Annotated in this window: 12 protein-coding genes; 4 read left to right on the plus strand and 8 right to left on the minus strand. The window is 45.1% G+C overall.

The window, feature by feature from the left end; translation table 11 throughout:
- The first annotated feature begins 117 nt into the window (after positions 1-117).
- Positions 118-1,758 (plus strand): FMN-binding glutamate synthase family protein, encoded by a 1,641-nt coding sequence (locus tag PNUC_RS06355; protein ID WP_011903050.1) that lies wholly within the window; start codon positions 118-120, stop codon positions 1,756-1,758.
- Here the strand turns inward: PNUC_RS06355 and PNUC_RS06360 are convergent.
- From PNUC_RS06360 to PNUC_RS06395, 8 genes are all read right to left on the minus strand, one after another.
- Complete coding sequence (locus PNUC_RS06360; protein WP_011903051.1) at positions 1,755-2,597, minus strand: GGDEF domain-containing protein; 843 nt, start codon at positions 2,595-2,597, stop codon at positions 1,755-1,757. The genes PNUC_RS06355 and PNUC_RS06360 overlap by 4 nt on opposite strands.
- Complete coding sequence (locus PNUC_RS06365) at positions 2,594-2,911, minus strand: hypothetical protein (protein ID WP_048812121.1); 318 nt, start codon at positions 2,909-2,911, stop codon at positions 2,594-2,596. The genes PNUC_RS06360 and PNUC_RS06365 overlap by 4 nt, the downstream gene beginning before the upstream one ends.
- Before the next feature lie 77 nt (positions 2,912-2,988).
- Entirely contained in the window at positions 2,989-3,888 is a 900-nt protein-coding gene (locus PNUC_RS06370; protein WP_011903052.1) for a pseudouridine synthase, read from the minus strand.
- A gap of 47 nt (positions 3,889-3,935) precedes the next feature.
- A complete protein-coding gene (locus tag PNUC_RS06375) occupies positions 3,936-4,151 on the minus strand; it encodes a hypothetical protein (protein WP_011903053.1) in 216 nt (71 codons plus the stop codon).
- 15 nt (positions 4,152-4,166) lie between these two features.
- Positions 4,167-5,384, minus strand: coding sequence for a polyhydroxyalkanoate depolymerase (locus tag PNUC_RS06380; RefSeq protein WP_048812122.1), 1,218 nt, complete (start codon positions 5,382-5,384; stop codon positions 4,167-4,169).
- Complete coding sequence (locus PNUC_RS06385; RefSeq protein ID WP_011903055.1) at positions 5,381-5,716, minus strand: hypothetical protein; 336 nt, start codon at positions 5,714-5,716, stop codon at positions 5,381-5,383. The genes PNUC_RS06380 and PNUC_RS06385 overlap by 4 nt, the downstream gene beginning before the upstream one ends.
- Positions 5,707-6,144, minus strand: coding sequence for a cupin domain-containing protein (locus PNUC_RS06390; protein WP_011903056.1), 438 nt, complete (start codon positions 6,142-6,144; stop codon positions 5,707-5,709). Before PNUC_RS06390 ends, PNUC_RS06385 begins: the two co-directional genes overlap by 10 nt.
- 2 nt (positions 6,145-6,146) lie before the next feature.
- On the minus strand, positions 6,147-6,806 hold the full coding sequence (locus tag PNUC_RS06395; protein ID WP_011903057.1) for a glutathione S-transferase family protein: 660 nt from the start codon (positions 6,804-6,806) through the stop codon (positions 6,147-6,149).
- A 173-nt stretch (positions 6,807-6,979) separates the two neighbouring features.
- Here PNUC_RS06395 and PNUC_RS06400 point away from each other — a divergent pair, with 173 nt between their 5' ends.
- Genes PNUC_RS06400 through PNUC_RS06410 form a run of 3 tightly spaced genes read left to right on the plus strand, consistent with a single transcriptional unit; the run spans position 6,980 to position 13,947 of the window.
- Positions 6,980-10,387: a transglutaminase family protein gene (locus tag PNUC_RS06400; protein ID WP_011903058.1), complete on the plus strand. Its 3,408-nt coding sequence runs from the start codon at positions 6,980-6,982 to the stop codon at positions 10,385-10,387.
- Positions 10,388-10,422: 35 nt separating this feature from the next.
- Positions 10,423-13,011 (plus strand): circularly permuted type 2 ATP-grasp protein, encoded by a 2,589-nt coding sequence (locus tag PNUC_RS06405; protein WP_227717080.1) that lies wholly within the window; start codon positions 10,423-10,425, stop codon positions 13,009-13,011.
- 12 nt (positions 13,012-13,023) lie between these two features.
- The gene (locus tag PNUC_RS06410) at positions 13,024-13,947 is read left to right on the plus strand and encodes a transglutaminase family protein (protein WP_011903060.1); all 924 of its coding nucleotides are present in this window, start codon (positions 13,024-13,026) and stop codon (positions 13,945-13,947) included.
- Positions 13,948-13,950 lie beyond the last annotated feature (3 nt).

The following is a 13,950-nucleotide window of genomic DNA, read 5'->3' on the forward strand; positions in this document are numbered from 1 at the left end:
CTACCCCCTCAGAATACCCTACCTAGAAGGGGGATCCAACATCTCAGTTGATTTAAGTCAAATGGTTGGATGTAGTATTAAGTTCGCACACTGATCATCACTATATTTAGGTACTTTATGGCCTCTTCAGAAAATAGAATCCTGCCGATTCGCTTTATACCCTTTACCCTCTGCTTTGTTGGAGTGGTGATCTCTTTTTTCAGCTTAAAGCTTCATCCGCTGGCCCCCTATTTTTTAGCCATCTTTAGCTTTCTTGCTATTGTCGGAATTTACGACCGGATGCAAACAAAGGTAGCCATATTACGTAACTACCCAGTCATTGGGCACTTACGTTTCATGCTCGAATTTATTCGCCCCGAGATTCGCCAATACTTTATTGAGGGGGATAACGATGAGACGCCTTTCTCTAAAGAACAGCGCACCCTAGTCTATTCACGAGCAAAAGCGGTTCCCGATCAAATTCCTTTTGGTACGACCTTAGATGTGATGGCCCCTGGCTATCAGTGGATTAACCAATCTTTAGTGCCTACACATTTACCAAGCCATGATTTCCGAGTAGAAATTGGCGGCAAGGACTGCACACAAAAATACTCTGCAAGTATCTTTAATATTTCAGCAATGAGTTTTGGCTCACTGAGTGCCAACGCAATTCTGGCACTCAATCTTGGTGCTAAGCAAGGTGGTTTTGCACACGACACAGGCGAAGGATCGATTTCTCACTACCACCGCGTTTATGGCGGTGACTTGATTTGGGAAATTGGCTCTGGGTATTTTGGCTGCCGCAATCAAGACGGCACTTTTAATGCTGAAAAATATACTCAAAATGCCGTAGATCCTCAGGTCAAGATGGTGGAGATCAAGCTTAGCCAAGGTGCAAAACCTGGCCATGGCGGCATTCTGCCTGGGCCTAAAGTGACTGCGGAGATCGCAGCAGCCCGCGGCGTGAAAGAAGGCGAAAGCTGCATCTCCCCTTCCTCGCACAGCGCCTTTTCGACACCTCTAGAAATGATGCACTTTGTGAAGCAATTGCGCGATCTATCTGGCGGCAAACCTGTCGGCTTTAAGTTATGCATTGGTCACCCTTGGGAATGGTTTGGCATTGTTAAAGCCATGTTGGAAACCAATATTTATCCTGACTTTATTGTTGTGGATGGTTCCGAAGGTGGCACCGGTGCATCTCCGGTTGAATTTACGAATCACGTTGGTACTCCACTACAAGAAGGCTTGCGCTTAGTTCACAACACCTTGATTGGCGTCAATCTTCGTGACCAAATTAAAATTGGTTGCTCGGGGAAAATTATTAGCGCATTTGATATGGCGGTAGCTTTTGCACTCGGTGCAGACTGGTGTAATAGTGCCCGTGGCTTTATGTTTGCTATTGGCTGCATACAGGCCCAAGTTTGTAATACCGGCTTCTGCCCTACTGGTGTGACCACTCAAGATCCTGTACGTCAAAAAGCTTTAGTTGTTCCCAATAAAGCAGATCGCGTCTTTAATTTCCATAGAGAAACACTCAAGACACTTAAAGAGTTGGTGGAAGCAGCAGGATTACATCACCCAGGTGAAATTGATGCGCCGCATATTGTCCGACGCATCAACAAGAATGAGGTAAGACTTCTGTCCTTCCTGTTACCGGAGATGCCTGCAGGGCTCTTACTCAATTCTGAAACAATTGATCCTGCCTTGAACCTACCAAGAGTATTTGGAATGTATTGGCATAAGTCTCAGGCCAGTAGTTTCGCGGCCATTAAGGGTTAGGCCCTAGCACTTTTAATCTCCATCTTGTGTTGATACATTTCCAAATCAACCTGATGGAGAACTTCTGAAACAGAGGCTGAAGCTTTTGAATATGTAACCGAGCCAATGCTCAAAGAAACTGCATAGTTTGCTTTTTGCATTTCTTGGTTTACCTCTCGCTCAATATCGCCGCAGAGTCTTTTCATTTTTAACTCATCATAATTTTGGGCAATGATCAAAAACTCATCGCCTCCTAGTCGACAACAAGAGACAACCTCAGATGAAAATTCCATTAATAGATGGGCAACTTTGGTTAGCACCTGATCTCCTACTGCGTGTCCTTGTAAGTCATTAATCTTTTTAAAATCATTTACGTCAATCATGGCAATAGAAAACGTTTCGCGACGATCTTCTAGTTTGGCAAGCGACTGCTCAATGGCAATACGGGCCCATCGCCTATTCCATAAACCCGTTAATGAATCGGTGTTTGCGAGGAAATTAACGCGCAACTGACTGCGACGCAGTGACCTTGCAAGCCACATAATTAATAGAGTGGAAAGAAAACGTATTACTAAGTTAAATATCTCTATCTTGGTAAAGTAGAGCGGATAATAACCATCCCTATGAAGAAAATAATTTTCGAATAAGAATGTAAGAGTAAAGGCTAGGATAACTACCTTTTTTGACTTAGCGTTTAATGCAATGATTGCTGCTGGAAATAAGTAGAGCAAAACAAATCGGTAATCATCGGGCGAGAGGATATCGAGAAATAGAATTAAAAAAAGCAAACCAAACCCCAATAGGACTGCTACCTTCGGCTTAACAATAAAAGGGGCAACGTTATCGTTATATTGGTTCATTCCCGATCAACCCAGGTAATCGTGTTAGCAGCTACAGGCGTAGGTCGATAAACGTAGGTAGCGCGTGGCGACACCATAAAACCGTTAAGGTCATAAAGATAGGACCGCTTTCGCGCAAGAAACTTATGCTGCACTAACTTTCCCAAATCGCGATTGAGCTGCGGGCACTTCGGATAGTTATTTAATCGATACATGACTTTTGCACCCGTAGCTTTTGAGTACTCAGTAATCAAATCGGGATTGCACTCCTCCAGCCAAGACGGTTGATGTCTCAATCTATTTAATAGCCAGCGATAGCGATATTTTGAAAGCATTCCGCATATTATCTCTAAAGCTAATAACCTTAATACTTATCATTTATAAATAATGTAATCTATTTTGGTGCATTTCCCTAGAAAGGCAATAACACCCTTTTAGAAATAAATGACCTAAATTCACCGCTAATGGGGTCTTTAAAGGCGATTTCCTTCGCCAAAAGCTGCAATGGTTTGGAAAAATCCAGGTCGTACTCCTGATAAGGGGTCAGGACTGGGTAAATTTGATCATGTTTAATTGGCGCCCCCAAAGCATTAAGGTGGCAGCGCAATTGATGCTTTTTGCCGCTTCCAGGGCCGAGGCAATAGCGGGCCCAGGGTTCAGATGCCTCCAGTAGCTCAATATAGGTATCAGCATTGGCCTCGCCCTCCACTTCTTGCATCTGTAGAAAGTGCTCCGACTCTTCTAGACGACTACGGTAAGTCAGTGGCAGCTTGTTTGCGAGCTCTTTTGAGTAAGGTGCAATTGCCTCATACACCTTGGTAACGGTACGATCACGAAATAAATTTTGATAATTGGCTCGCTCATATGGGTTAATCGAAAAAATTACTAGGCCGGCAGTATCTCGATCAATTCGATGAATTGGGCTTAATGTTTGAATACCAGTTTTTTTCTTCAAGCGATTTAGTAAAGTTTGATGCAAGTAAAGACCACTTGGGGTGACTGGCAGAAAATGGGGCTTATCTGCCACAAGAATATGCTCATCCTGATAAAGAATCTCTTCTTCAAATGGAATCTCTGGCTCTCTTGCTAAACGCCTGAAATAAATGAGGTGAGTGTTAGGTCGATAAGCATCACTTGATAGTAATGGCTGATCATCTAGCGTTTTGATCAAGCCCTCATCGAAGCGTGCGGTCCACTCACTTGGGTCTATATGGGGAAATTGACTTGTAAAAAATTCAAGTAAATTCGCATAAGTCTGGTCAGCCGGCAGATAAACCCGCGATGCAGAGACCCCCTCCGAATTGACTTTCATACAGCCCCATATGATTGATTGGTGCTGTTGATTTTAAGTGATCTCGCTTATGCAGCGATCAAGATGTCGCCTAACTCCATCTTTTCCCACCAAATGAATGGTAAGAGATAAACAGGCTCACCCACATCCTGAAGAATCTCAAGAGCACCATCATTCGTCTTATTAGCCTCGTACTTTCCTGGGTTCAGGGGAAAACAACCTTTATCAGTGCCATCATTGCGACGCATTCTGGCGATGATATTGCGAGTGACATAGACGTACATAATGCCTCCTGTGATCTAAAGAGCCGACTGAATATGATTACGAACTACGGGATAAATCTGGGTATCCCAGCGTTTGCCATTAAATACACCATAGTGACCTACGCCGGCCTGCAAATGATGGGATTTCATATAACCAGGGAGACCACTGCAAAGATCTTGTGCAGCCAGGGTTTGGCCAATACCGCAAATGTCATCCCGCTCCCCCTCTACAGTGAGCAAGAAAGTTTTCTTGATCAATTTAGGATTCACTAAACGACCTTGATAGGTTAATTTTCCTACTGCGAGATCACGATCCATGAATACCTTTTGAATCGTTTCAAGATAAAACGGCCCTGACAAATCCATAATGGCAAAGTACTCTTCATAAAAATCATGAATGACATCTGCTTTTTCAGTTTCACCGTTAATACGATATTCATAGAGCTTTTTAAATGAATCCGCATGCCTCTCGGGATTCATACTCATGAATGCCATTAATTGCAAAAATCCTGGGTAGACCTTACGCCCAGTACCATTAAATTGCCGTGGAATCACACCTATCAACTTTTCTTCAAACCAGGATATCGGTTTACTTGTAGCCAACTCATTCACTTTGGTAGGGCTTTGACTAACATCGACGGGCCCTGCCATCAGAATCAGACTAGCTGGAGCATAGGGGCTTTTATCCTCGGACATAATCGCCGTTGCCGCTAAGCAAGCAACCGTGGGCTGACAGACCGCCATCAAATGGGTTTGGGGTCCAATCACTTGTAAAAAGTTAATGATGTGCTCAACATAAGAATCAAAATCAAACTCACCACAACTCAATGGAATGTCTCGGATATTGAGCCAGTCTGTTACATACACATCATGATCGCGCAGCAAGGTCTTAATGGTACCTGCTAATAAAGTTGCAAAGTGACCAGACATGGGGGCAACAAGCAAAATTTTTGGTTGACCTTCTACGCCGGACTTAGAAAATCGTACAAGATTGCAAAAATGGGTTGAATAGATAAGGTCTTCAGATACCGCTTGCTCTACCCCAAACGAATCCAAGACAGAATGAATTTTAAAATCTGGTCGAGTATGCGTAAAACCCAGCAATGAAATTTGCTCATAATGAGCAGCCAACCGTTGCATGGGATTTAGGGCGAAATTTCCAAACCAATTATTGGAGACTCGCTCTGACGCCCTAGCAAAAAGACGAACTGGGTTATGCAAATTGGCAAATGTTTGGTATGCCTTGTACATCATCTATGTGCACCGCTTTCTATATGACGTAATGCGCGCTCAGTAGTCTTTAGTGTCGGATCAAAGACCCGACTCAAAGACACATCATTCGCGATAATGGCAGCTGTTTGTGCTGCGCGTGCAGAAACGATTGATAAATTAACAAATCCTGCGACGTTGAATGTCTTCAAAAGATCAAGATCACCATCATTTGATGTAAGCTCCCCTGACTCAATCTTCTGATACAGGGCGCGGTAATACTCTCGTAAACCATCAAGCTCTTCGGCAAGCATCATGATGCGCTGAAATAGCACAGTGAAATCAGACGCAAGTGGATTAGTCTTGATTACTTCCATGGAGTAACTCCAGGAACTTCTGCTGGGCCGACTGATACGGGCACACTTCCAAAGTCAGCAGGGCCAACGATTTCTAAGTACTCCATATCTGGCGAGTAATCAAATAGGTAATGGGTAATACCCGGCATCTGATGCACTACATCGCCGGCCTCTACCAATGTAACCTTATCTTCGTACATGAATTTCGCCCAACCTTTATTCATGATGACGATTTGAAAATCGGCCACATGGTAATGCCAACCGGTTCCATCAACTGGGGGCTTGTTTGCCTTTACCAGATGAGCAATTACCTTGCCATTAGTGGCCTTAGCGACGCCAAGATCACGATATAAAAAGAAATCCCTCAAGCCGCCAGGTAGAAACTGTGTATCTGCTGGTTTTATATGAGAAAAATGGGTATCACTTTTAAGCTTTTCTGGTGCATTCATGATTAAAACTCCACTTCAAGTTCTTCAATGTCATCGGGTTCTTCAAGGGCGCCCATCACCCACTCCTTCATCTCTGGCATTGCCATGATGTGTTCGCAATAACGCGCGCTCGCAGCATCTAGCTCTACGTGATAAGTCAGGAATCTGGTAACGACTGGTGCAAACATGGCATCAGCCAAAGTGGGCTCTTTCCCAAATAAGAAAGGACCACCGTATGTGGAGAGGCAATCTTGCCAAATCACCAAAATTCGATTGATGTCAATTTGGGCTTTTGACCAAACCTTAAAGGAGGCAAATTTGCCTTTAATATTCATCGGCAAAGATGCTCTCAACGCTGAAAATCCTGAATGCATTTCTCCACAGATGGATCGGCAATGCGCTCTAGCCGCTGGATCTTTAGGAAGCAAATGGGCTTTGGGATTTAATTCATTGAGATATTCACCAATAGCCATGGTGTCCCAGACCTTACAACCATCATGGTCGAGTCTAGGCACCAAAATTGACGGTGAAAGTAACAATAGTTCTGCTCTGTTATCAACATCATCCGGATGAACAGCAATTTCTTGAAAAGGCAGTCCGGATAATTTCAAGATTAGCCAACCACGCAAAGACCATGAAGAGTAATTTTTGCTACTAATCGTCAAGGTGGTGTTCTTAGACATATTCGCTTTCAAAAGGGGTGCAACTACAACTTATTCCCTTTGAATCAGGCTAAATCCCTGATATGCCCTGTTTTTGACGTGTTTTACCCATTATTGGGCGTAATGGCCTTTTTAAGCACTACTCTTGTGCGCCGCAATAAGGTGCATAAGCCACTTAGCCATAGACTAGATTCATGTCTATACACGCCGCCCTACACCACGTTACCGAATATGACTATGACCGCTTGGTCGAGCTTGGCCCGCAAGTAGTGCGCTTGCGACCCGCCCCCCATTGCCGCAGTCACATTCTTTCTTATTCCTTAAAGATTGAGCCGGAAGGCCATTTTGTTAATTGGCAACAAGACCCATACGCCAACTATCAAGCCCGTTTAGTTTTTCCCGAAAAGACTAAGAAATTTAAAGTAACCGTTGATCTGGTTACCGAGATGGCGGTATACAACCCATTTGATTTCTTTTTAGAGCCAGATGCGGAGAACTACCCCTTCACTTACAACTCTGAACTTAAAAAAGAATTACGACCTTATTTGGGAAGAATGCGCAATGCGACTTTGAATAAGTATTTCAAGGGAGTTGATCGCAGCGAGCGGCGCACGATTGATTTTTTAGTGGCTCTTAATCAAAAAGTTCATCAAGATATTAACTACACCATTCGCATGGAACCCGGGGTTCAGACTCCAGATGAGACCTTAGATTTAGCGAGTGGATCTTGTCGAGATTCAGCCTGGCTAATGGTGAACTTATTACGCTTGAGCGGTTTGGCAGCGCGCTTTGTTTCCGGTTACCTTATTCAATTAAAGCCTGATGTCAAAGCCCTTGATGGGCCTAGTGGTACTGAAGTTGACTTTACTGACTTGCATGCGTGGTGTGAAGTCTACTTACCAGGTGCAGGCTGGATCGGCTTAGATCCGACCTCAGGTCTCTTTGCTGGTGAGGGTCATATTCCGGTAGCTTGTACTCCCGAGCCTTCTGGAGCAGCCCCAATTGAGGGTGGCGTAGATCCATGTGAAGTGGAATTTAAGCACACGATGGAAGTGACTCGTATTTATGAATCACCTCGTGTTACTAAGCCTTACACAGAAGATCAATGGCAAGCCATTGTAGATCTTGGGTATAAGGTAGATAAGCAATTAGAAGCAGGCGATGTGCGTTTAACGATGGGTGGTGAGCCTACCTTTGTTTCCGTCAATGGTCGTGATGAACGTGAGTGGAACTTGGATGCACTTGGACCCACTAAGCGGGGATATGCAACGGAACTAGTAGAACGTCTACGCAAAGAATATGGCGATGGCGGTTTCTTACATTTCGGCCAAGGAAAATGGTATCCAGGTGAACAACTTCCTCGCTGGGCTCTTTCGATTTATTGGAGGGCTGACGGACATCCCATTTGGAAAAACCCTAAATTATTTGCTGATGAGCGCGACCCCATCATGTACACCAGCAAAGATGCAGAGAAGTTTGTACATACCCTCTCTAAAAATTTAGGCCTATCAGATCAATTTATTGAGCCTGCCTACGAGGATGTGTTTTATTACCTATGGCGAGAATCAAAATTACCCGTAAACGTAGATCCTTTTAAATCGAATTTAGATGATGAAATGGAGCGCACTCGCTTGAAGCGGGTCTTTACGCAAAAACTGGATTCTGTGATTGGTTATGTATTGCCAATTGAGGCCGATAAGGGTCAAAGTTACTTTGACACCACTTGGAAAACAGGAGCTTGGCTGTATCGCGAAGATCGACTGTATCTATTGCCTGGCGACTCTCCGATGGGCTACCGCCTGCCCCTAGATTCATTGCCCTGGACTAACAAAGCTGACTATCCCTACATGATTGAGCAAGATCCTTTTGCTCCAAGACCGCCGTTACAGGCAGTTGCACCCGTAGTTCATCAACAACCAGGCGTCACTAGAGCTGGCACCAGCAAGAATCCTGGCGTTGGGAAGACTATTTGGAGTCAATCACAAGAAGTTCGCCATCCACAGCGACAAGAATCCGCAGCATGGATTACGAGAACAGCATTGTGTGTTGAGACCCGTGACCCTATGCGCTCCAATGGGCCTGATGCTGAAAACAAACATGGCGGTAAAAACGGTGCGCTCTACGTATTCATGCCCCCATTGGCGCGCATCGAAGACTACCTCAACTTATTAGAGGCAATCGAAGCTACCGCTGAAGAATTGCAATTCCAAATTGTGATTGAAGGTTACCCTCCTCCACGAGATCCACGTCTCAAATTATTACAAGTCACACCAGATCCGGGTGTGATTGAAGTCAATATTCATCCAGCACACAATTGGGATGAATTGGTTTCCCATACCGAATTTTTATATCAGGCAGCCTTTGAATCGCGCTTATCTGCCGAGAAATTTATGACAGATGGAAGGCATACCGGAACCGGTGGTGGCAATCACTTTGTGATGGGTGGTGCAACCCCAATAGATAGTCCTTTTTTACGTAAGCCTGAACTCTTAGCCAGTTTGATTTTGTACTGGCATAACCACCCTAGCTTGAGCTACCTCTTTAGCGGCATGTTTATTGGCCCTACAAGCCAGGCTCCACGCGTTGATGAGGCTCGTAATGACCAACTCTATGAACTCGAGATTGCATTAAAAGAAATTCAGGAGAATCGCAAAAAGTATGGCCAAAGTATGCCGCCATGGCTAGTTGATCGTACTTTACGCAACATCTTGATTGATGTGACCGGAAATACGCATCGCAGTGAATTCTGTATCGATAAGATGTATTCGCCCGATAGTCAAACCGGGCGATTGGGTTTGCTTGAACTGCGTGCATTTGAAATGCCTCCGCATGCACATATGAGTATTGTTCAGCAACTTCTCATTCGGGCTTTAATTGCACGCTTCTGGGATGAACCCTATGTTGCTCCGGCAACTCGTTGGGGAACCGAACTCCATGATCGCTGTCTATTACCAACATTTATCAAGATGGACTTTGATGATGTGATTGAAGAAATGCAGATGCATGGCTATGACTTCAAGCCTGAATGGTTTGCTCCGCACTTAGAATTCCGCTTTCCATTGATCGGCAAAATACAAACCATGGGTACAGAAATTACCCTACGTAATGGACTTGAGCCGTGGCACGTGATGGGCGAAGAAAATTCAGCAGGTGGAACTGCCCGCTATGTAGACTCTTCCATTGAGCGGATTGAAGTGCGGGTTACTGGACTCAATCAAAGTCGCTATACCGTGACCTGTAATGGTGAAGCTTTACCACTACAACCTACTGGGGTAGCCGGCGAATATGTCGCTGGAGTTCGTTACAAAGCCTGGAATCCACCTTCCAGTCTCCACCCTAGTATTGGAGTCCACGTGCCTTTGACGTTTGATGTCATTGATACTTGGATGAAGCGTTCAGTTGGAGGCTGCCAGTACCATGTAGCTCACCCGGGCGGACTGAATTACGATACCTTCCCAGTCAACGCCTATGAGGCTGAAAGTAGACGTCTATCGCGCTTCTTCAGGATGGGTCATACACCTGGAAAAGTTGAAGGGGTGCAGGCCAACATTGACCTTCCAGCTAGCCGTGAATTTCCATTCACACTAGATATGCGTCGATGAGACAATAGCTTGTGGACGCATCTCAAGCCAGCCCTTTGAAATCTATAACCAACCCCTCTCTTGTGGATGAGATCACTCGCCTAGCACCTAAGGCGAGTGAGGGGCATTTCGACGAGTTGCGCGGGAATGGCTCAGAGCTATTGCCACATTGGAAAACATTTTTTGATCAACTGGAACCTTCTGGACTCTCTGACTTAGATCAGCGCACTTTAGAGCTTGATCGTCAGGTCAGAGAAAACGGCATTACTTATAACGTCTATGCCGATGAGTTTGGCCCACAACGCCCGTGGTCTGTGGATTTATTTCCCCTCATCATTAATACTGAGTCTTGGCAAGAAATTCAATCAGGGGTTTTGCAACGTGCTCGTTTATTAGAAGCCATAGTCCAGGATATTTACGGCCCTCAAACACTTCTGAAAGAAGGTTATATTCCACCTGCATTGGTTTATGGGCATCCAGGCTACCTAAGATCAATGCATGGCGCCAAACTCAATAATCGCAAACATCTGCACATCATTGCCTTTGATTTAGCTAGAGCCCCCAATGGGAAGTGGTCTGTGCTATCGCAACGTACTCAAGCACCATCGGGCCTTGGATACTTATTGGAAAACCGTAATCTCATTGCGCGCCAATTTCCAGCAGCCTATGAAGCGATGCAAATTACTCCACTGGCAAATGCCTACCGCGATTTAATTGATGCCCTAAAGCTTGAAAGCCCAGCAGGTTCAAATGCGCACATTGCCCTACTGACTCCTGGTCCTTATAACGAAACCTATTTTGAACATGCCTATCTGGCACGCTACTTAGGCTTAACTCTAGTTGAGGGCGGTGATTTAACTGTCCGTGACCAGCGCCTTTATTTAAAAACTGTACGTGGATTAGAGCCAGTAGATATCCTACTCAAGCGTCTAGATGATGAATTCTTAGACCCGCTAGAGTTACGCTCAGATTCGACTTTGGGGGTGCCTGGCTTGATGCAAGTCATTCGCGCAGGCAATGTCATTCTTGCTAACGCCCCTGGATCAGCCTTCTTGGAATCCCCTGCTTTGCTGGGATTTTTACCAGCTATTAGCGAACACTTGCTTGGGGAAGAAATTCAATTACCAGCAATGGATACTTGGTGGTGCGGAGAAAGAGCAGCTCTTGAAGCTGCCATTCCCAATCTCGGCCACAGCGCTATTAAGCCGACCTACCCCAACGGTAGCGGGCACCAGAACTATGAATCTGCCTTAGGCGGTGAATTATCACAAGCCCAGTTAGATCAATGGGTGGGTCGCATTACGCGTCAGCCAGATGAACATACTGTTCAAACCTACATTCCGCTGGCACAGATGCCAACCTGGCTCAATGCTTTTAATTTAAATGATGCTTCTTTAATTGAACCCCATTCATATATGTTGCGGGTCTTTGCCCTTAGCAATGGTGCTGATAGCTGGCAAGTATTACCTGGTGGACTTGCACGCATTGCCGGCAACAACTCTGGGGTAGCCTCCATGCAACGAGGTGGTAGTAGCGCAGATGTTTGGGTTCAAACCCAGCAATCCAATGCAAATCAAGAGAACCATACCCAGCAAGTAGCGCCAAATAAAGAAATACTTCTGCGCAAGCGTATGGTGACAAGTCGCGCTGCGGAAAACTTATATTGGTTTGGCCGTTATACCGAGCGAAGTGAGAATATCCTGCGGCTCGCGAAACTCTACCTTGAAAATATTAATAGCGAATACACTCCTTCTCGATCGCTATGGTCCTGGCTAGAGAATCTTTGCCATCACTATGGTTTAGTACCTGATGGTGTTCCTAGTAACTTTGATCAAGGGGATATTCGTCATCGGATATTTGAGCGCACCTTAGTGCACTCACTCAACGCGTCAGAGAATGTCACTAGCGTTGGCTTTAATCTCAACGCCATGAAGCGCACAGCCTCCAATGTTCGGGAACGGCTTTCTACAGAACAATGGAGCACGATTAATCATTGCATTGATCAGTTTGAGCAAGACTGCCATAAAGCCAACTCCTTTCATGATTTTTCCTCATCGCTAGCGATTGATGCGCTCAAGCAAGCGAGTAGCTCACTGGCCGCTATTACAGGGGCGCAAACCGACCGAATGACTCGCGATGACGGCTGGCAATTGCTTTCTATTGGTCGTCATATTGAGCGCTTATCGTTTCTAACGACAGTTTTAGATTCTGCAATCCAAGCAGGTCTATTAAACAATCCGAATTCTGATAGCTCTGGCTATACCGCTTTATTGAATCTATTCGATAGTACGATTACCTTCCATGCCCAGCATCAGCAGAGCCGCGAAATTGCACCGCTAATCAGTTTATTGGTGCTCGATGATGAAAACCCTCGCTCATTGGCATGGGTTAGTAAAGCTCTACGTGCTCGACTATCAAAGTTAGCTGGCACCGAGCGCAATAATCCAGATCAATTAACAAGAAGTGTGACCAATCTTCAAGATTATGATTTGTATAAGCTATCTTCTGTTGATGGTTATGGTAATTTCTTCGAATTACGAAACTGCTTGTATGCCACATCACAATCAGCCTGGAATGTTTCTGATGCCATTGGCGCGCGCTACTTTACGTTAATCCACGCTAATGAATACAGCGTGCAATTTTAATATTCGAATATCATGCTGCTAGAAATTACTCACGATACTCATTACTCTTACGATCCTAACGTAGAGGTTGCACAACATTTTGCCCACCTCAAGCCGGCGTCACAAAAATCACAGCAGGTTTTAAAAACACGGCTCTTGATCTACCCCAACCCTGCCTGGAGCGATGAAAGCCTGGATGATTATGGGAATGTGCGCACTTTTTTCTCTCTGCAAAATAGACATAGCGAACTTCGAATTACAGCCAAGTCATTGATACAGACAAATGAAAACGTGCAGATGGGGCCCGATCCCGAAAATACCCCACCCTGGGAGTCTGTACGCGAATACTTTCGCTATCACTCGAATACTCAGTGGGACGCGGCTTCCGAATTTTTATTTACCTCCCCTTTTATTGCCCTACGTGCAGAGTTTGCCGAATTTGCGAGAGCAAACTTTACCAGCGGAAGGCCAATCTTAGAGGCTGCAATAGATCTGACTCAGCGCATCTATGGTGAATTTCACTATGTCAGTAAGAGTACTGATATTGGCACACCAGCACTTGAGGCATTAAATAAACGGCAAGGGGTATGCCAGGATTTTGCACATATTTTGATTGCCTCATTGCGTAGCATTGGGCTTCCAGCAAAATATATCAGTGGTTACATCCTCACAAACCCACCACCCGGACAGGCGCGCCTGATTGGCGGTGATGCATCCCATGCGTGGGCATCTATTTATATCCCAAGCATTAATGAAGATGGGCAGCTGTCAGAGGGAATGTGGTGCGACCTAGATCCAACCAATAATCGCTGGGGTTATGAAACCCCTGGTGATGATTATGTCCATTTAGCTCAGGGAAGGGACTATGCCGATGTCTCCCCTATTCGCGGCGTGATCCATGGTGGCGCTGATCACACATTGGATGTCGCTGTGACTGTAATGCCAATTGAGCAATAGATT

The sequence above is a fragment of the Polynucleobacter asymbioticus QLW-P1DMWA-1 genome (assembly GCF_000016345.1).
GTDB lineage: Bacteria > Pseudomonadota > Gammaproteobacteria > Burkholderiales > Burkholderiaceae > Polynucleobacter > Polynucleobacter asymbioticus.

Excerpts from the sequence above, each read along its gene's own strand:
- PNUC_RS06355 (WP_011903050.1), top strand. The coding sequence starts at position 118 with ATGGCCTCTTCAGAAAATAGAATCCTGCCGATTCGCTTTATACCCTTT.
- PNUC_RS06360 (WP_011903051.1), bottom strand. The coding sequence starts at position 2,597 with ATGAACCAATATAACGATAACGTTGCCCCTTTTATTGTTAAGCCGAAG.
- PNUC_RS06365 (WP_048812121.1), bottom strand. The coding sequence starts at position 2,911 with ATGCTTTCAAAATATCGCTATCGCTGGCTATTAAATAGATTGAGACAT.
- PNUC_RS06370 (WP_011903052.1), bottom strand. The coding sequence starts at position 3,888 with ATGAAAGTCAATTCGGAGGGGGTCTCTGCATCGCGGGTTTATCTGCCG.
- PNUC_RS06375 (WP_011903053.1), bottom strand. The coding sequence starts at position 4,151 with ATGTACGTCTATGTCACTCGCAATATCATCGCCAGAATGCGTCGCAAT.
- PNUC_RS06380 (WP_048812122.1), bottom strand. The coding sequence starts at position 5,384 with ATGATGTACAAGGCATACCAAACATTTGCCAATTTGCATAACCCAGTT.
- PNUC_RS06385 (WP_011903055.1), bottom strand. The coding sequence starts at position 5,716 with ATGGAAGTAATCAAGACTAATCCACTTGCGTCTGATTTCACTGTGCTA.
- PNUC_RS06390 (WP_011903056.1), bottom strand. The coding sequence starts at position 6,144 with ATGAATGCACCAGAAAAGCTTAAAAGTGATACCCATTTTTCTCATATA.
- PNUC_RS06395 (WP_011903057.1), bottom strand. The coding sequence starts at position 6,806 with ATGTCTAAGAACACCACCTTGACGATTAGTAGCAAAAATTACTCTTCA.
- PNUC_RS06400 (WP_011903058.1), top strand. The coding sequence starts at position 6,980 with ATGTCTATACACGCCGCCCTACACCACGTTACCGAATATGACTATGAC.
- PNUC_RS06410 (WP_011903060.1), top strand. The coding sequence starts at position 13,024 with ATGCTGCTAGAAATTACTCACGATACTCATTACTCTTACGATCCTAAC.